At 49.5% G+C, this 16,216-nt stretch carries 17 protein-coding genes and 1 riboswitch; all 17 genes read left to right on the top strand.

The window, feature by feature from the left end:
* Positions 1-211 precede the first annotated feature (211 nt).
* A riboswitch (FMN riboswitch) is annotated at positions 212-352 on the top strand.
* Between the two features lie 164 nt (positions 353-516).
* The 17 genes from ribD to I8U17_RS16965 all read left to right on the top strand — a co-directional run bounded on the left by ribD (position 517) and on the right by I8U17_RS16965 (position 16,111).
* Positions 517-1,629: a bifunctional diaminohydroxyphosphoribosylaminopyrimidine deaminase/5-amino-6-(5-phosphoribosylamino)uracil reductase RibD gene (ribD, locus tag I8U17_RS17045; protein WP_033101469.1), complete on the top strand. Its 1,113-nt coding sequence runs from the start codon at positions 517-519 to the stop codon at positions 1,627-1,629.
* 1 nt (position 1,630) lies between these two features.
* Positions 1,631-2,281, top strand: coding sequence for a riboflavin synthase (ribE, locus tag I8U17_RS17040; protein ID WP_033101468.1), 651 nt, complete (start codon positions 1,631-1,633; stop codon positions 2,279-2,281).
* A 14-nt stretch (positions 2,282-2,295) separates the two neighbouring features.
* On the top strand, positions 2,296-3,492 hold the full coding sequence (locus I8U17_RS17035) for a bifunctional 3,4-dihydroxy-2-butanone-4-phosphate synthase/GTP cyclohydrolase II (protein ID WP_033101467.1): 1,197 nt from the start codon (positions 2,296-2,298) through the stop codon (positions 3,490-3,492).
* A 17-nt stretch (positions 3,493-3,509) separates the two neighbouring features.
* The gene (gene ribH / locus I8U17_RS17030; RefSeq protein WP_033101466.1) at positions 3,510-3,980 is read left to right on the top strand and encodes a 6,7-dimethyl-8-ribityllumazine synthase; all 471 of its coding nucleotides are present in this window, start codon (positions 3,510-3,512) and stop codon (positions 3,978-3,980) included.
* An 18-nt stretch (positions 3,981-3,998) separates the two neighbouring features.
* Positions 3,999-4,751 (top strand): segregation and condensation protein A, encoded by a 753-nt coding sequence (locus tag I8U17_RS17025; protein WP_033101465.1) that lies wholly within the window; start codon positions 3,999-4,001, stop codon positions 4,749-4,751.
* Positions 4,752-4,764: 13 nt separating this feature from the next.
* Positions 4,765-5,385 carry an SMC-Scp complex subunit ScpB gene (gene scpB, locus I8U17_RS17020; RefSeq protein WP_081943917.1) on the top strand — a complete coding sequence of 207 codons (621 nt, stop codon included), beginning with the start codon at positions 4,765-4,767 and terminating at the stop codon, positions 5,383-5,385.
* A 320-nt stretch (positions 5,386-5,705) separates the two neighbouring features.
* A complete protein-coding gene (locus I8U17_RS17015) occupies positions 5,706-6,155 on the top strand; it encodes a PTS sugar transporter subunit IIA (protein WP_033101463.1) in 450 nt (149 codons plus the stop codon).
* Between the two features lie 54 nt (positions 6,156-6,209).
* Positions 6,210-6,896, top strand: a complete 687-nt coding sequence (locus I8U17_RS17010; RefSeq protein WP_232331169.1) for a DUF2953 domain-containing protein — start codon at positions 6,210-6,212, stop codon at positions 6,894-6,896.
* Positions 6,869-7,336: a GerW family sporulation protein gene (gene ytfJ, locus I8U17_RS17005; protein WP_033101462.1), complete on the top strand. Its 468-nt coding sequence runs from the start codon at positions 6,869-6,871 to the stop codon at positions 7,334-7,336. Before I8U17_RS17010 ends, ytfJ begins: the two co-directional genes overlap by 28 nt.
* Before the next feature lie 110 nt (positions 7,337-7,446).
* Positions 7,447-8,592 (top strand): D-alanyl-D-alanine carboxypeptidase family protein, encoded by a 1,146-nt coding sequence (locus I8U17_RS17000; protein ID WP_198054949.1) that lies wholly within the window; start codon positions 7,447-7,449, stop codon positions 8,590-8,592.
* Between the two features lie 3 nt (positions 8,593-8,595).
* The gene (locus tag I8U17_RS16995; protein WP_033101461.1) at positions 8,596-9,198 is read left to right on the top strand and encodes a nucleoside recognition domain-containing protein; all 603 of its coding nucleotides are present in this window, start codon (positions 8,596-8,598) and stop codon (positions 9,196-9,198) included.
* Between the two features lie 55 nt (positions 9,199-9,253).
* Complete coding sequence (locus tag I8U17_RS16990) at positions 9,254-9,793, top strand: spore maturation protein (protein ID WP_033101460.1); 540 nt, start codon at positions 9,254-9,256, stop codon at positions 9,791-9,793.
* Positions 9,794-9,923: 130 nt separating this feature from the next.
* A complete protein-coding gene (locus I8U17_RS16985; RefSeq protein WP_198054948.1) occupies positions 9,924-10,640 on the top strand; it encodes a pseudouridine synthase in 717 nt (238 codons plus the stop codon).
* A 126-nt stretch (positions 10,641-10,766) separates the two neighbouring features.
* Positions 10,767-12,344, top strand: coding sequence for a cytochrome c biogenesis protein ResB (locus I8U17_RS16980; RefSeq protein WP_081943911.1), 1,578 nt, complete (start codon positions 10,767-10,769; stop codon positions 12,342-12,344).
* Positions 12,345-12,357: 13 nt separating this feature from the next.
* The gene (gene ccsB, locus I8U17_RS16975; protein ID WP_033101458.1) at positions 12,358-13,560 is read left to right on the top strand and encodes a c-type cytochrome biogenesis protein CcsB; all 1,203 of its coding nucleotides are present in this window, start codon (positions 12,358-12,360) and stop codon (positions 13,558-13,560) included.
* Between the two features lie 32 nt (positions 13,561-13,592).
* A complete protein-coding gene (locus I8U17_RS16970) occupies positions 13,593-14,309 on the top strand; it encodes a response regulator transcription factor (protein WP_033101457.1) in 717 nt (238 codons plus the stop codon).
* Positions 14,306-16,111, top strand: coding sequence for an ATP-binding protein (locus tag I8U17_RS16965; protein ID WP_370589282.1), 1,806 nt, complete (start codon positions 14,306-14,308; stop codon positions 16,109-16,111). Before I8U17_RS16970 ends, I8U17_RS16965 begins: the two co-directional genes overlap by 4 nt.
* The last annotated feature ends 105 nt before the right edge of the window (positions 16,112-16,216 follow it).

The following is a 16,216-nucleotide window of genomic DNA, read 5'->3' as shown; positions in this document are numbered from 1 at the left end:
TGGATGAATTCGTCCTGAACATAGAAACCTTCCTTCGGAATGTTTTTTTATACCTTTTCAACAAAAAAGGCTGTTGACCTTCTTTGTCAACAACCTCCGGGAAGGATGATTCCTTCCCGTTTTTTAATGGCAACATGAACACGCGCTCGACATTTTTTTCTTGTTGGGCTATACTCATTCATAGAAGGTGAACAATTGAATGATTGTATCTTGCATCCTTCGGGGCAGGGTGAAATTCCCGACCGGCGGTGATGATGGCGATTCGTTGCGATCTCAGCCCGTGACCCGCTTTTGCGGTGGATTCGGTGAAACTCCGAAGCCGACAGTATAGTCTGGATGGGAGAAGGATGAATGGGACTGGTGTACCCTTTGATCGCTGTTTTTTAAAAGCGGAGGTTAAAGGTTTATTTCTGCATGCCTTGATATTGAACGGTACACCGCCTGCTTCTTCCGATTTCTGCCTCGAATTTCAAGCGAATTCGAGGTTTTTTATTTTCTCAAGGTAAGGAGAGACCCATGGAAACACATGAGCATTGGATGAAGTTGGCCGTCAATCTGGCAAGATCGGCGGAAGGGCAGACCTCTCCAAATCCAATGGTGGGAGCTGTGGCGGTAAAAAATGGCCGGATGGTTGGTGTCGGGACCCATTTGCGGGCCGGGACGCCACATGCCGAGGTGCACGCCCTGAACATGGCAGGGGAGGAAGCGAAAGGGGCTACTTTGTATGTTACGCTGGAGCCCTGCAACCATTTCGGGAGAACCCCGCCATGTACGGAAAAAATAATTGAGTACGGGATCAGCAAGGTTGTGATCGGATCGCTTGATCCTGATCCCAGGGTTTCAGGCCAAGGAATCGCCCGGTTGCGCGAAGCCGGGATCGAGGTGGTTTCAGGCGTTCTCGAACAGGAGTGCCTGCGCATGAATGAAGCTTATTTTCACCATCGGCGCACGGGCAAACCTTTTGTTGCCTTGAAAATGGCAACCACCCTGGATGGAAAGATTGCCACCGAAAACGGGGACAGCCGATGGGTCACGGGAGAAAAAGCACGAGCCCGTGTTCACGATTTGCGCCGCAGGTATGATGCCATTCTTGTCGGGAGCGGAACCGTGCTGGCGGATAATCCCCGGTTGACTGTAAGGCTGGGTGGCGAAGCGGCCAATCATCCTTTGCGTGTCATTGTGGACAGCACGCTTCGCACTCCGCCCGATGCGCTGGTGACGGATGTGGCCGAGGCACCGACCTGGATTTTTACCACCGAGCGCAAAGATCCCAAGGCTGAAAAGCGTCTGAGCGAGAAGGGGGTGCGTGTGATCACGGCAGGTCGCGGTCCGCGTGTGGATTTGGATGCCATGCTGGCCTTTCTCGGTGAACAGGGAATCTTGTCCTTGCTTGTGGAGGGCGGGGGTGAAATCAATGCCTCCTTTCTTTCCGGGGGACATGTGCAGAAAGTGATTACTTTTCTGGCTCCCAAGTTGCTCGGGGGAAAAGACAGCCGTTCCGCCATCGCCGGATCCAATCCGCAGCGGATGGCCGATGCCGTCCGGTTGCGCGACCTCGATATTGAACGGATCGGCGAGGATTTTCTCATCATGGGATATGTAGACCAAGAGACAGGAAAGGATGGGTGACATGTTTACTGGAATCGTTGAAGAAGTGGGCCGGGTGCGAAACATAAAGAAAACGCCCCTCACGATGACGATCGCCATCACTTGTCAAAAAGTGTTGGAAGGGACGAAACTGGGAGACAGTATTGCCGTAAACGGCGTTTGTCTGACGGTTACGGAGTTGGGGGCGGATTATTTTACCGCCGATGTGATGCCGGAGACCGTGAAACGGACCAATCTGCATGAATTAACCCTTTCATCTCCCGTTAATCTGGAGCGGGCGGTTGCCGCCGGACAGCGCATGGGAGGCCATTTTGTGCAGGGGCATGTCGACGGAGTCGGGACGATTGTCGCCCGGACACCGTATGAAAATGCGGTTCTGTTTCGCATTCAAGTCGATCCGCATCTGACGGAATATATGGTTGAAAAGGGATCGGTTGCCATGAACGGCATCAGTTTGACCATCGTTGAAACGGGAGATGATTTCTTTACCGTTTCCGTGATTCCCCACACGATTCAGGAGACGATGCTGAGTGAGGCCCACCCTGGAACCAAGGTGAATGTGGAAGTGGATATGATCGGCAAGTACATTGTTAACCATCTGAACAAACGATCCGGTTCCCCGTCAACTTCTTTGAGTGTGGAGAAATTACAAGAGACAGGGTTTATCGGTTAAGGGGGGGAGAGTACATGTCATTTCATACGATTGAAGAAGCGCTTGCGGATTTGAAACAAGGAAAAATCATTATTGTTGTCGATGACGAGGACCGGGAAAATGAAGGGGACCTGGTGGCACTCGCGGAAAAAGCAACGCCCGAAGTGATTAACTTCATGATCACTCATGGGCGGGGACTGGTTTGTGTTCCACTTGAAGAGAAAAGAGCGAAAGAACTGGACTTGCCGATGATGGTAAGCCACAATACCGACCGGCACGGTACGGCCTTTACGGTTTCGGTGGACGCCATGAATACCTCTACGGGTATTTCCGCATTTGAACGGGCCGATACCATTGGACAACTCATCGATGAGAAAAAAGGGCCGAATGATTTCCGCCGTCCTGGTCATATCTTTCCGTTGATTGCCAGAGAAGGCGGCGTGCTGAGAAGAGCGGGGCATACGGAAGCCGCTGTCGATTTGGCCCGGCTTTGCGGAGCTTATCCGGCCGGAGTCATCTGTGAAGTGATCAAGGAGGACGGCACGATGGCCCGCGTCCCCGATTTAATCGAGCTGGCGCGCACGTTTGACCTGAAGTTGATCACGATTCAGGATCTGATTCAGTACAGACGTCAGAAAGAAACATTGATCCATCGCGAAGTGTCGGTTCGCATGCCGACGGAATTCGGCGAATTCACGATGGTGGGCTATTCCAATGATGTGGATTACAAAGAGCACGTCGCCCTGGTCAAAGGCGAGATCGATCCGGACCGGCCGGTTTTGGTCCGCGTTCACTCGGAGTGTCTGACGGGCGATGTCTTCGGATCAATGCGCTGCGACTGCGGTCCCCAGTTGCACGCGGCTCTGCAGAAGATCGAAGAAGAGGGATCGGGCATTCTTTTATATATGCGGCAGGAAGGGCGCGGCATCGGCCTGTTAAACAAACTGCGAGCGTATAAATTGCAGGAAGAAGGTCTGGATACTGTTGAAGCCAATTTGCGCCTCGGATTTCGCGATGACCTCAGGGAATATGGAATCGGGGCTCAAATCCTGCGTGATCTTGGGGTTCGCAAAATACGACTGATGACCAATAATCCGCGCAAGATTACAGGACTTAAAGGGTATGGACTCGAAGTGGTAGAGGTTGTCCCGATTGAACTGCCGCCAAACAAAGTGAACCGCAAATATATGGAAACCAAAAAAACAAAGCTGGGGCATCTGTTGCACCTGTAAAGTGGGAGGATACTGTTATGGCAAACATTTTTGAAGGAAATCTGGTTGCAGAAGGAAAACGATTTGCGATTGTGGTGAGCCGATTCAACGAATTTATTACCGGGAAACTGCTGGAAGGCGCATTGGATGCCTTAAAACGCCATGGAGCAGAAGAGCGGAACATCGATGTCGCCTGGGTTCCAGGGGCTTTTGAAATTCCGTTGGCAGCCGATCGAATGGCCGCATCGAAGAAATATGACGCCGTCATCACTTTGGGCTGCGTCATTCGCGGGGCGACCAGCCATTACGATTATGTTTGCAACGAAGTTTCCAAAGGGGTGGCAGCGGCAAGCCTGCGTCACCATTTGCCTGTCATTTTTGGGGTTGTAACCACGGAAAACATCGAACAGGCAATTGAGCGCGCAGGAACAAAAGCGGGCAACAAAGGCTGGGAAGCGGCAGTAAGCGCAATCGAAATGGCAAATTTGCTGCATCAGTTAAACCGATAAGAAAGACGGGATTGAGCGGTGGATGTAAAAATCAAACTCGATATGTTTGAAGGGCCGCTTGACCTTCTGCTGCACTTGATTGAAAAAGCGGAAGTCGATATTTATCAGATTCCGATCGCACGAATCACGGATCAGTATGTGCAGGTGATTACGGCTGCCCAGGAGCGGGAGCTGGAAGTAGCGAGCGAATTTTTGGTGATGGCCGCCACACTTTTGGCCATCAAGAGCAAAATGCTTTTACCCAAACAGGAGCTGATCGAAGAAGATTTTTCGATGACGGAAGAAGAGGATTGGTTTGACGATCCCCGGACAGAGCTTGTGGAAAGACTGCTGGAATATAAGCGCTACAAGCGTTTGGGGGAAGTGCTCAGGCAGAAGGAAGCGGAGCGGAGCAAAGTATTTTCACGACCTCCGCTCGATCTCACCCCCTATACGCCTGAAGTGAACCCGGTCGAAGGACTGACTCCCGATGATCTGTTGCAAGCGTTTGTCGAGGCGCTGAAAAACAGGCAGCCACAGGAGCCGATGGCCAAAGTCGCGCGGGAGGAGATTTCCGTCAGCGAGCGGATGGAGGAGATTCATCAGGAATTGCTGCAAAAAGGGCAACTGTTTTTCACCCACCTTCTGCATTGGGGAACGGTCAGCAAAGAACGGGTGATAACGACGTTTCTGGCTTTGCTTGAGCTGATGAAATTGAAGAAAATCGTTTGCAGGCAACAAACCTTGTTCGGTGAAATATTGATAGAACCACTGGAGATCGGGGTGAGCTAGGATGAAGCCGGAAATGAAACCAGTGATCGAAGGCTTGCTCTTTGCGGCAGGAGACGAGGGACTGAGCCTGAAAGAACTGTCCGAAGCAACGGGATTGTCTAAACATGAGGCGGAACTTCTGATTCATGAACTGCGTGTTGACCTGAAAGAAGCGGGACGGGGCATCCAGATTGTCAAAGTGGCTCAAGTCTACCAGATGACTACGCTTCCCGAACACGCTCCGTACTTTGAGAAATTGGCTCAAGCGCCCAGCCGCAGCGGTTTATCCCGGGCTGCTCTGGAAACATTGGCGATTGTGGCCTACCGTCAGCCGCTGACGAGAATGGAGATTGAGGAAATTCGCGGCGTCAAGAGCGAACGTGTCATCCAGGTGTTGCAGCGCAAAGGGCTGATCAAAGATGTCGGCAGGGCGGAAGGGGCGGGACGTCCCATCCTGTATGGCACTACAAAAGAATTCCTGGAATACTTCGGGCTTAATCGCCTCGATGAATTGCCGCCGGCCGATTCCATTTTCGATTGGCAGGAATGGGAACAAGACCGCCGCGATTTGTTTGCGCGTCTGGGAATGGAAGTCGACCAAGAGACCGCCGGGCCGGATGAATGGGATGAAGAGCCGACTTCGGTCGAAATTTAAAAAAGTTGTTTTAGCGGGCCATCATCGGCCCCTTTTTTCTGTAAAATGCATAGCTGGCAGGGCATCTTCTTCCTCTTTGAGTTCCTGATAACCAGTCAGGGAACCCCGCTTCCTTTCCGGGGTTTGCTCGGTTTTCGGTTTCGTGCAACCGTTTTCTTTTTTAATTGAAAATGGGGAAGGATTGAAGGCAAAAAAAGAGAATCAGGTCAAACAGAGCCTTTGGTTGTTGCCCGTTTTTTGGTGCAAACGATGGGCGCAGATATGAAATTTTTGTTCATCCGGGTTTTCCGGGGGTTCTTTTTTAAGGAGGAGAACGTCGCTTGTTACATCATTTGATCACCCGAGAGACGATTGTATTGAAAGATTTTGTGAGCAATTGGAAGGAAGCCATAAAATCGGCAGCGGAACCGCTTCTGAAGCTAGGTTTGATCCGCGAAGAATATGTGTCGGCGATGATTGAAATCATAGAAAAACTGGGGCCTTATGTTGTACTTACTCCTCATGTGGCAATTGCCCATGCGAGACCGGAAGCGGGTGTGAACCGACTGTCGATGAGTTTGTTGCGTCTGAAAGAGAGCGTTTTCTTTGGCATGGGGAAAGAGGTTCATCTGGTTATCGTGCTGGCTGCTGAAGATAACCAACTCCATCTCAAAGCTTTGGCGGAGCTTGCCAGCCTGCTCCGTGAAGAGGAAAACGTGGATAAAATCATTCATGCGGAGAATCCGGATGAGATTTTGACGATCATTCGCCGCTATTCCGCAGAAGATTAAAATTTCTTGTATAGATCCCGGTCATCTTGCCAAAAATACGGAATATGGTAGGTGATGGGGTTGGTTCTGTTTCTCATCATGGCAGGAATTCTGGTTCTTCTTGTTGTTCTTATCTGGTTTACCAGCGTACGAATCGAAATTTTATATAAGCGCGAAAACAAAAATGACAGAGGTGAAATAAAGATTTCTGCCTTGGGGGGATTGGTGCGTTTCCGCGTGAATCTTCCGGAAGTGAAATGGACAGGCATGGATGAAGGGATGCAGGTGGAAGGAACGGTCAAAGGGCAGACGACCGCGGCCAAAATGGCGAAGGAAAAAGGAAAAGTGAAGCTGAACAGGCGGACGTTTCAACGGTTGCGTTTTTACTATCACGAATTTGTCGAGCGTTTTGACCAGTTTCATAAAACGATCCGCTGGTTTTTAAGCAAAGTCACCTTTGAAAAGCTGACATGGGTGACGAAAATCGGCACGGGTGATGCAGCGGAATCGGGCATTTTAACGGGGGTCGCATGGGGAATCAAAACCACGTTGATCGGTTTTTTCAGCCAGTATACCCGTTGGAGGGAAGCCCCGCAGTTAACGATTCACCCCGAATTTAATCGTGAGGTCTTGGAAACCTATTTTCACAGTATAATCCGATTCCGGGTTGGGCATGCTATCCTTGGTGCCAAACGTTTATTACTCCATATGCGGACAGGGAGGGAACGGACAACATGGCAGAACATCCAATTCAAAGCTTAATGCAGACAGCGATGGAAAACATCCGGGAAATGGTTGATGTGAATACGATTATCGGCGATCCGGTGGAGACGCAGGACGGCCATGTGATCATTCCCGTTTCAAAAGTGGGCTTTGGTTTTGCCGCCGGAGGCAGCGAGTTTAAAGGAGTCGAAGAAGACCGGGATGGCCGGGGGCACGGAGGCGGACAGGGAAAAGGCCAAAATGAGGATGACGCCGGCGTCAAATTCCCCTTTGGAGGCGGCAGCGGTGGAGGCGTTTCCATTACTCCGGTCGCTTTTATCGTCGTTGGTGAAAAAGGAGTCCGCCTGCTCAACATGGACGGTACCACCCATTTATATGACCGGATTATCGATTTGGCTCCATCCGTGTTTGAACAGATTAAAAATCTCGGGCGCAAGAAGAACCAGGGGCAAGAAAACGGGTATTCCCCGATGCAATAGGATTGGAAGAACGACACAGTCTTTTCAGGCAGTGTCGTTTTTTATTTGTATATTCTTGTCCCCCTTTTCATATATATGGGTACAAACCCAGACTGAAAGCGGGGTGAGTCATGTTGCTGAAACGGGTCGGATGCGGAATACTCCTCTTTATGTTGCTTTTAAACGGATCACCCGGGATCAAGCAAGCATGGGCTGAACAGGATTTAGCCCCCGGTGCCCAGGCAGCGATATTGTACGATGCCACTTCAGGGAGGATTCTTTATCAAAAAAATGCGGATAAAGAGATGCTGATCGCCAGTCTGACCAAAATCATGACAGCGATTATTGCCATCGAGAACGGGAAAATGAATGAACTGGTGACCGTCGGCCCCGATGCGGCGGGAGTGGAAGGCTCATCCATCTATCTGAAACAGGGGGAAAAAATCCCATTAAGCACCCTGCTTTACGGTCTCATGCTGCGATCGGGCAATGATGCCGCTGTAGCAATCGCCGAACATATTGGCGGTTCTCTTGAAGGGTTTGTTTATATGATGAATGAGAAAGCTGCTTATTTGGGGATGGTACACACTCATTTCGTCAATCCGCACGGTTTGGATATGCCAGGACATTACTCATCCGCCCGGGACTTGGCAATTTTAACCGCTTATGCTTTGAAAAACCCCATTTTTCAGGAGATTGTGAAGACAGAGGTCAAAACGGTTCCCTGGCCGGGTGAAAAATGGCATCGCAAGTTTTATAACAAAAACAAAATGCTCCGCTTTTACAAATGGGCTGATGGAGTGAAAACCGGTTATACCAAGAAAGCGCGCAGGACACTCGTTTCATCGGCAACGAAGGACGGACATCAGTTGATCACCGTCACCCTGAATGACGGGGATGATTGGAAAGATTCAATGAACATGCTGGAATACGGCTTTAACCATTACGATTTGCTGCCTGTGCTTGTCAAGGGACAGGATTTGCTCCGGAAGGAATATATGACAGAAGATGATCAGAAATTTCGCGTCGTCTCGGAAATTACATACCGATATCCGCTTACCGTGGATGAACGGAAAAAGATTACCGTGGAACCTGTGATCACGTATCCGCTCCATCTGGTGGAGCAAAATCGGATGCAGGTGGGAACTGCCCGTATATTCCTCGATGATCAGCTGATCGGTTCGGCTCCGTTAGTTGTTCAGTATATGAACGAGCCGTCAGTCTGGAATCGCTGGAAGGAAATGATGGGATATGTGTTTTTTCAGAGGTGGATTTGACCGATGATCAATTATATCTGGTTTTTCATGATTTTGAGCGGGGCGGTTGCGGCTGCGGTTCAAGGAAAACTCAATCTGGTTACGACTGCCGCATTAAAGGGGGCGGAAGAAGCGGTGGCCGTTTGTATCGGTTTGATCAGTATCCTTGTCTTCTGGATGGGCATGATGCGAATCGCCCAGGATGCCGGGCTGCTGGAGAAGTTGGCCAAGCTGTTAAAGCCGGTGGCATCGTTTTTGTTTCCCGGCGTTCCTCATAACCATCCGGCAATGGGGTACATCTTGTCCAACATGAGCGCCAATTTGTTCGGCCTTGGGAACGCGGCGACGCCGATGGGATTGAAAGCGATGGAGGAGCTGCAAAAGTTGAACCCTGATTCCAAGACTGCAACGCCGGCCATGTGCACGCTGCTCGCTCTGAATACATCGGGACTTACCTTAATTCCGACTACGGTGATCGGCATCCGGCTTAAATACGGGTCGGCTAATCCGACAGAGATCATCGGGCCCACGTTATTGGCCACCATCATTGCCACCACCATTGCCATTCTGCTGGATCGATATTATCGTAGCCGCACTTTTGATCAATACGGAAATTTAAAGAAATAAACGTTCATATTTTTTCGGCACATTCAACCAATGAGGGTTTGAGGGGGGGACAAACATGCTTCTGGATCTTATCAATTTTATTTCCAAAATGATGTTGCCGGCAATTCTGGTCTTTGTCCCCCTGTATGCCATTTTTCGCAAAGTTCCCATTTATGAAAGTTTCATCGAGGGGGCGAAGGAAGGATTTCCAACAGCCATTTCCATTATCCCGCATCTGGTGGGGATGATGGTGGCTGTGGCTGTTTTTCGCGATACGGGGGCGTTGCAATTTTATTTGCAATTCCTCACTCCTCTTTTGGATTTCTTTCACATTCCGCATGAAGTGGTGCCGATTGGCATTTTGCGCCCCATTTCCGGAACCGGTTCGCTTGCCTTTGTCGAAAGTATTTTGCGAATCTACGGGCCTGATTCCTTTCTCGGAAAACTGGCTTCGACGATTCAGGGCAGTACGGATACCACCCTCTATGTGCTGACAGTGTATTTTGGAGCGGTTGGCATTAAGCGTACGCTGTATGCGTTAAAAGTGGGACTGTGGGCTGACCTGGCCGGGTTCTTGGCTTCCTGGATCATCTGCACCATCGTTTTCGCCCATTGACCGATTCGTTTTCCCGCTTTTCTTCGGTGGCCATGCCGCCGTTTTTTTTTGCCTTTGCAACAGAGAATGATGTGAAAAACTTGTGAAAACATGGGTAAACGGTTAAGATGTCATAGAGGTGACTGGATGCATGGAACGATTGCAAAAAGTGATGGCCCATGCCGGCGTGGCATCAAGGCGTCGCTGTGAAGAACTGATCACAGCGGGGCGGGTGAAAGTGAACGGCCGGATTGTGAAAGAACTCGGGATGAAAGTCGACCCGGAAACTGATCAAATCGAAGTGGACGGCCGGCCGCTCAGAAGGGAACAAAAAAGGACATTTCTTTTTTACAAACCGCTGCGGGTGATTACAAGTATGTATGATCCGCAGGGCAGGAAAACGATTGCCGATTTTTTCCGGGACATCAAGGAGCGGGTTTATCCCGTGGGCCGATTGGACTACGATACAGAAGGATTGCTTTTGGTCACAAATGACGGAACTCTCGCCAATCACTTGCTTCATCCCCGGTATGAAGTGGAAAAGGTGTATATTGCCACCGTTCAGGGGAAGCCGAGTCACTCCAAACTCGAGCTTTTGCGCCATGGGGTGGAATTGGAAGATGGGTTGACGGCACCTGCCAAGGTTCGTTTGCTGGAATCGGATGAGAAAAGTTCCAGGCTGGAGCTGGTGATCCATGAAGGCCGAAATCGCCAGGTGCGCCGGATGTGCGCGGCCATCGGACACCCGGTGGAAAAACTGATTCGCACGCGCATTGGATTTTTGGGGATCAACGGCCTTAAAAGGGGAGAATACCGGGAATTAAAGCCGTCAGAGATTCAGCGTTTGAAGAAAATGTTACAAATATGAGACGATATTTCAAACAATCTTCAAATTGACGGCCTGAGAGAATAAGAGGCAGCGTTATAATGAAGAATGGGGGGATAGAACCACAACCGTTATTGCGCTCACGGGTTCCGGGAGGAGAAATAAAAGATGATCGAGAACAGCAAATGTGAATGTGGACACAATAACCCCGTTGGTACCATTCTCTGTGAGTACTGCGGGAAACCGCTGGATGAGGAGTTAAAAGAGAAACAGACCATTGCCAAAGAGATGCGCTATGAAGGCAAAGCGCGCCGTTCTCAGACGCTCCCTGCTTCGCCTTTCGATATGGTCTGGAATTTTTTCTCCTCCGTAAAAGTAGCGGTGATTCTTATTTTGATCACGTTGGTGACGGCAGGAATCGGTTCCATCTATCCGCAGGAAAATCTGATTCCGGAGACAGACAGGTTGGGATATTATGAACAGCATTACGGATTTACCGGCAAGCTGTTTTATGTAACGGGTTTTTCCCATGTGTATGAAACATGGTGGTTTTTCCTTCTTGTGGCAATGATCGGAATATCCCTTGTCGTCTGCAGCCTGGACCGGGTTGTTCCTCTTTTTAAAGCGCTTAACAACCAACAAACGGTAAAAAGTACCGAATTTATTTCCAAACAGCGCATCAGGGACCAAAAAAACGTTCCGGCTGAAGAAAAAGAGGAGAAATTGCAACAAATCAGTGCTGCTCTGGAGAAAAAATTTTATCGCGTCCATCGGGATGGCGATTCCCTGCTGGCGGAAAAAGGCAGAATCAGCCGTTGGGGTCCCTACATCAATCATATTGGGTTAATCCTTTTTTTATTGGGGATTTTGCTGAGATACATACCGGGATGGTACCTCGATGAAACCATGTGGGTGCGTGAGGGCGAGATTAAACGAGTCCCCGAAACTCCCTACTATGTAAAGAATGAGCGTTTTTCCATTCAGTTTTACAATGGTACCCAGTCAGAGAATGAGGGGCCGATTGTAAAAAAATATGAAACGGATGCCGTCCTTTATAAGAAGAATGAAAAAAACGGGAAATTGATTCCCGTTAAAAAATCGCCGATTCTGGTAAACCATCCGTTGAAGTACGACGATCTGATGCTGTATCAGGCTGATTTCCAGATGGGGCTTCTCGACTCGATCAAGCTGAAGGTGACGGAGAAAAAAACAGGGAAACAGATGGGCACGTTTACGGTCGATTTATACAATCTCGATCCCAACCATGTCTACCATGTCGGCAATCTGGATGTAAGGGCGCTGGAATATTATCCTGACTTCGCCATGAAGGATAACCGGCCGATCACGAAATCCCAGGATCCAAACCGCCCTGCCTTTATTTTTGAAGTGAAGGAGAAAGGGCAACAAGAGGGAGAGAAATCATGGGTGATCGCCGGGGAAAATCTGGACAGCCTTACCAAACAAAACAAATATGCGATAGACCTGGCAGGACTTAATATGGTTAACCAAAGCGGCCTGTTGGTCCGTGTGGACAAGTGCCTTCCATTCCTGTTTGTTGGCGGATTTTTTACCATGATCGGGTTGGTGATGGGATTTTACTGGCAACACCGCCGCGTCTGGATTCGCTGGAAGGACGGAATCCTGTATGTTGGCGCCCATACCAACAAAAACTGGTACAGCCTGTTTCGGGAACTGAAGCAAATCGAGTCACTTTCGGAGTTTAGCTTGCAGCCTGTGAAGAAATAGGGGGAAGCGGCACATGGAAAAGCTGATGGAATATCTCCTGCTTTGCACATTTTTTCTTTATCTTCTTTCATCTGTTACGTTTGTCATGGGAATAGCTAAGGATAAAGATCAACAAAATGAAAAAAAGTTGCGCCGCTTTAGCAATCTGGCCGTCGGGATGGCGATCGTCGGCGTGATTTTTCAAACGCTGTTCATCATTACCCGTATCATTATCGGCGGGCATTTTCCCACCAGCAACATGTTTGAATTTACGGCCTTTTTATGTTACACCATAGTTATCGCCTTTGTCATTTTGTATTTTATCTACCGTTCTGCAGTGCTGGGAGCATTTGTCATGCCACTGGCGGTGATTTTGCTCGCATATGCTTCCGTTTATCCGCGCGATGTACAGCCTCTCATTCCCGCGCTCCAAAGTTATTGGCTCTATATCCACGTTACTACAGCTGCCTTGGGGCAAGGGGCATTTGGTGTCGGTTTTGTGGCCGGACTGATTTACTTGATTAATAAAGTAGGTTTTAATAGAAAAGGGGCCAATGCGCTTTGGCTCGAAATCACATTAACCGTTGTGCTCATGTTTGTCTCGTTTAGTGTGACCAGCTTTGCTTTCGCTGCTGTTCATTATGATGCCAAACTGAGTCACATTGTCGACGGACAGCCGACGGTGGAAGAATATACGTTACCGCCTTTGGTCGGTCCGCACGACGGGAAAGTGATGAACATGGATTCTTTCCTGGGCCTGAAAAAACCTTTGTTTGAAGCGCCGGTCTGGATGAAAGGAAACAAGGCAGCGAGTAAGTTTAATTCCGTGATTTGGTCTGTGCTCAGCGGTTTGATTTTGTACGCGCTCATTCGCCTGTTTGCGCGTAAAAGCTTGCGGGAAATCCTGCATCCGCTTGTAAAAAACCTGAATCTCGATTTGGTCGACGAAATCAGTTATCGTTCAATTGCGATCGGGTTTCCCATCTTTACATTGGGAGCGCTCATTTTCGCCATGATCTGGGCACAGGAGGCCTGGGGCCATTTTTGGAGTTGGGATCCGAAAGAAGTATGGGCTCTGATTACATGGCTGTTCTACAGCGCCTACCTGCACTTGCGGCTCTCCAGAGGATGGCACGGGCTGAAATCCGCCTGGCTTGCAGTAGGCGGTTTTGTGATTATCATGATCAACCTGATCGCAATTAATTTGGTCATCTCGGGATTACATTCTTATGCGTAAATTTTTGGTGACAGCAGAGGTGAACAAGGAATATGGAAAAGCAATATCACATTCTGGTGGTGGATGATGAAGATCGCATCCGCCGCCTGCTAAGAATGTATCTGGAGAGGGAAGGATACCACATCGAAGAGGCGGAAAATGGGGAAAAGGCGCTGGAACTGGCTTTTGAGAACAACTATGATCTCATTCTGCTCGATTTGATGCTTCCGGGGATGGATGGATTGGAGGTTTGTGCGGAAATTCGGAAGAAGAAAGCCACCCCGATCATCATGTTGACGGCGAGAGGGGAGGAGACCAACCGGGTCGAAGGGTTTGAGGCAGGGACCGATGATTATGTGGTGAAACCGTTCAGCCCGCGCGAATTGGTGCACCGGGTCAAGGCGGTGTTGCGCCGGACGTCGGCTACGGCGTTTTTGACGACGGATACGGAAACCCATAATGTGATTGTTTTCCCTGAACTCACGATTGACCACGATGCCCATGAAGTAAAAGCAGGCGGCCGGAAAATCCAATTGACGCCCAAAGAATATGAGCTGCTGTACTATCTGGCCAAATCGCCGGATAAAGTATTCACCAGGGAACAACTTCTTCGTGATGTGTGGCATTATGAGTTTTTCGGCGATTTGCGCACAGTTGATACCCATGTGAAACGTCTGCGCGAAAAACTCAACCGGGCTTCCGCCAAGGCTGCGAAAATGATCACAACAGTCTGGGGAGTCGGGTATAAGTTAGAGGTGCCAAAAGAGTGATTTTACGAAGTGTTGTGGGAAAGCTTTGGCTGACCATCATCGTGTTGGTATCCATGGTATTGGTGCTTCTCAGTTTGTTTTTGAGCGAGCAGGTGGAAAATACGTATGGGAAGGATCAGTTAAAGAGCCTGGAAAACCTGGCGACGGAAATTCAGTCCAATCTGACAAAAACGGTTCCTGACCATACCCAGTATTTGAATAACGTTTTAAAAGTGTCCGAACTGTTCCATACATATATCGTATTGCTGGACCCGAGCGGAGCGGTGAGTCCGGTTGGCGTTTCGCCAAAGGTGCCGGATGTTCCATGGCAAGAGGTTTTGAAAAAAGAGGACATTCAAAAAGTGCTTCACGGCGAGCGTGTTTTCAAAAGGGGAAAAATCACGCTAGAGAAAGATCCGACGGACTTCAGTCTGTTTAAAAATGATATCCTGCTGGTCGCTGTTCCCTATATCAAGGATGGCAAAACGACGGGTGCGATTGTCCTGTATCAAACGCAGGAGCAATTGAGCGAAACGGATATCAAACGCTGGATTTTTTACTCGGCTCTGATCGGCATCGCCCTGACCACTGTTTTTGCATTCTTCTTGTCCACGCGCATTTCCCAGCCGCTGATCCAGATTAAAAAAGCGGCGGAAAAAATGGCTCGCGGGGAATTCTCCATCAGGGTGCCGGTGCGGTATCACGAACGGGATGAAGTGGCGGAACTGGCCTTGACATTTAATCGCATGGCATCGCAACTGGAAGATTCGATTCATCAGCTGTCCCAGGAAAAAGAGCAATTGTTCAGTATTCTCCGCAGCATGACGGACGGTGTCTTGACCATTAACCGTTATGGAAAAATTATTTTGAGCAACCCGGTTGCCGGACGTTTTCTGTCCACGTGGAAGGGACAGATTAAAGAGAACACACTTCCTCCTCCCATGCAAGTGTATTTTGACAAGGTGATCGAAGACAACAAAGAGCATACAGGGGATATAACCGAGCAGGGGAGAACCTGGGTCGTGGTCATGTCCCCTCTCTATGACCGGGATCAGGTGCGCGGAGTGGTCGCAGTGCTGCGCGATGTGACGGAAGAGCGCCGGCTGGAGAAAATGCGCAAGGATTTTGTTGCAAATGTGTCGCACGAACTCCGCACACCGCTGGCGATGTTGCAGGGCTACAGCGAAGCACTGATGGATGACATCGCGGAAACACCGGAAGAGCGCCGCGAGATCGCTCAGGTGATTAACGAGGAGTCCCAGCGGATGGGACGGCTGGTGCGGGAATTGCTTGATTTGGCGCGCATGGAGGCCGGCCATATTCAAATCGTGCCAACCGAACGTTCCCTGTATGATTTTGTGCAGCGGATCATTCGCAAATTCCAGGCACTTGCCAGGGAGAAACAGGTTCATCTCTCCGCGAAGATTGAAGAGAATTTGCCTTGCATCTATTGGGATGGGGATAAAATTGAACAGGTGTTGACGAACCTGATTGACAATGCGATCCGCCATACCCCGCCGGAAGGATCTGTCTGTGTCCATGTCTATGAGCAGGACGGGATGATCCATTTGGATGTGGAGGATACGGGTTCCGGAATTCCCGAGGAAGATTTGCCGTTTGTCTTTGAACGTTTTTACAAAGCGGATAAAGCACGCACCCGCGGACAATCGGGCGGCACTGGATTGGGCTTGTCGATTGTCAAGCATTTGGTCAATGCTCATGGAGGGAATGTTTCCGTTAAAAGCCAATTGGGCGTAGGAACGGTCTTCATGGTGGAATTGCCGGTGCGGGTGAAGGTGGAGGAAGAAGTAAGCCTGGCATAGCGCCAGGCAGAGGTTGTTGACAAAGAAGGTCAACAGCCTTTTTTGTTGAAAAGGTATAAAAAAACATTCCGAAGGAAGGTTTCTATGTTCAGGACGAATTCATCC

It is taken from the genome of Thermoactinomyces sp. CICC 10521 (assembly GCF_016055135.1).
Classification (GTDB): Bacteria; Bacillota; Bacilli; order Thermoactinomycetales; family Thermoactinomycetaceae; genus Thermoactinomyces_A; species Thermoactinomyces_A daqus.
Note: the sequence above shows the minus strand (reverse complement) of the source record. Positions and strands in the feature narration are given on the sequence as shown.

What these genes read in the sequence shown, in the direction of transcription:
- I8U17_RS16995 (WP_033101461.1), top strand. Translation starts at nt 8,596, where the DNA reads ATGATCAATTATATCTGGTTTTTCATGATTTTGAGCGGGGCGGTTGCG.
- ribE (WP_033101468.1), top strand. Translation starts at nt 1,631, where the DNA reads ATGTTTACTGGAATCGTTGAAGAAGTGGGCCGGGTGCGAAACATAAAG.
- I8U17_RS16985 (WP_198054948.1), top strand. Translation starts at nt 9,924, where the DNA reads ATGGAACGATTGCAAAAAGTGATGGCCCATGCCGGCGTGGCATCAAGG.
- I8U17_RS17000 (WP_198054949.1), top strand. Translation starts at nt 7,447, where the DNA reads ATGTTGCTGAAACGGGTCGGATGCGGAATACTCCTCTTTATGTTGCTT.
- ccsB (WP_033101458.1), top strand. Translation starts at nt 12,358, where the DNA reads ATGGAAAAGCTGATGGAATATCTCCTGCTTTGCACATTTTTTCTTTAT.
- I8U17_RS16970 (WP_033101457.1), top strand. Translation starts at nt 13,593, where the DNA reads ATGGAAAAGCAATATCACATTCTGGTGGTGGATGATGAAGATCGCATC.
- I8U17_RS17035 (WP_033101467.1), top strand. Translation starts at nt 2,296, where the DNA reads ATGTCATTTCATACGATTGAAGAAGCGCTTGCGGATTTGAAACAAGGA.
- ribH (WP_033101466.1), top strand. Translation starts at nt 3,510, where the DNA reads ATGGCAAACATTTTTGAAGGAAATCTGGTTGCAGAAGGAAAACGATTT.
- I8U17_RS16980 (WP_081943911.1), top strand. Translation starts at nt 10,767, where the DNA reads ATGATCGAGAACAGCAAATGTGAATGTGGACACAATAACCCCGTTGGT.
- ytfJ (WP_033101462.1), top strand. Translation starts at nt 6,869, where the DNA reads ATGGCAGAACATCCAATTCAAAGCTTAATGCAGACAGCGATGGAAAAC.
- I8U17_RS16990 (WP_033101460.1), top strand. Translation starts at nt 9,254, where the DNA reads ATGCTTCTGGATCTTATCAATTTTATTTCCAAAATGATGTTGCCGGCA.
- I8U17_RS17010 (WP_232331169.1), top strand. Translation starts at nt 6,210, where the DNA reads ATGGGGTTGGTTCTGTTTCTCATCATGGCAGGAATTCTGGTTCTTCTT.
- ribD (WP_033101469.1), top strand. Translation starts at nt 517, where the DNA reads ATGGAAACACATGAGCATTGGATGAAGTTGGCCGTCAATCTGGCAAGA.
- scpB (WP_081943917.1), top strand. Translation starts at nt 4,765, where the DNA reads ATGAAACCAGTGATCGAAGGCTTGCTCTTTGCGGCAGGAGACGAGGGA.